The 938-nt window shown below is 60.1% G+C and carries 2 protein-coding genes; both read left to right on the forward strand.

Features of this window, described 5'->3' with window-relative positions; translation table 11 throughout:
• The coding region (locus tag EOA85_RS36090) for a DUF2182 domain-containing protein (RefSeq protein ID WP_206523495.1) at nt 1-316 on the forward strand (316 nt) is incomplete at its 5' end.
• Nucleotides 317-328: 12 nt separating this feature from the next.
• Nucleotides 329-938 (forward strand): DUF1326 domain-containing protein (locus EOA85_RS36095; protein WP_127212792.1); only part of this gene is annotated, 610 nt, incomplete at its 3' end.

Here is a 938-nt window from a genome sequence, read left to right on the forward strand (position 1 = left end):
CCTTTACCAGTTCAGCGGGCTGAAGGAAGCCTGCCTGACGAAGTGCAAAAACCCGTTCTCGATCCTGTTTTCGAACTGGAGTGCGAGGTCCGGCCGGATTTTCCGGCTCGGCATGGAGCAGGGCGTCTGGTGTCTCGGCTGCTGCTGGGCGCTGATGCTGGTGATGTTCGCCGTCGGTGTGATGAACTTGTTTTGGATGGCGCTGATCGGCCTGTTCACCTTGATCGAAAAACAGACAGCGGGCAGGCTGCCAACCCGGATCGCCGGTGCGATACTGCTTGTCTGGGCAGCCGCCCTGCTAGTAGTCTCGGCATAGGGAGAGAAGTCGATGGCGGATCAAGGCTGGGCAATGAAAGGAGAGCTGGTACTCTCCTGCAATTGCACGGTTTTTTGTCCTTGCGTGCTGTCTCTCGGCAGTCATCCGCCCACAGAGGGCTATTGTCAGACCTGGGCGGGGTTCCGCATCGATGCCGGCCATTTCGGCGAGGTCGACCTGTCCGGCCTCAACCTTGGGCTGATCATGGAAATTCCCGGCTATATGAGCCGCGGCAACTGGACCGCCGGACTGTTCATCGACAAGCGCGCCTCAGCCTACGCGGTAAAGGCGCTGACCAGGATTTTCACCGGCAAGGCTGGCGGAACCACCTCGCTGCTCTCGATCCTGGTCGGAAAGTTCCTCGGCGTCGAGCAAGCGCCGATCACCTATGAGACGCGCGACAGGACGCGGATTTTCCAGATACCGAAGATCATCGACGGAGCGGTGACGCCGATCCCAGGCAAGGACCGCGACAAGGATACGGTGATCAGCAATTCCGAATACTGGATCGCACCGGAAATCATCGTCGCCCGGTCCGACAAGAGCAAGATGCGGGCCTTCGGCCGCAACTGGAATTTTGCCGGCCGCTCGGCCGAAATCTGCAAGCTGGACTGGCGGGGCC

Source organism: Mesorhizobium sp. M5C.F.Ca.IN.020.29.1.1 (genome assembly GCF_003997375.1).
GTDB lineage: Bacteria > Pseudomonadota > Alphaproteobacteria > Rhizobiales > Rhizobiaceae > Mesorhizobium > Mesorhizobium wenxiniae.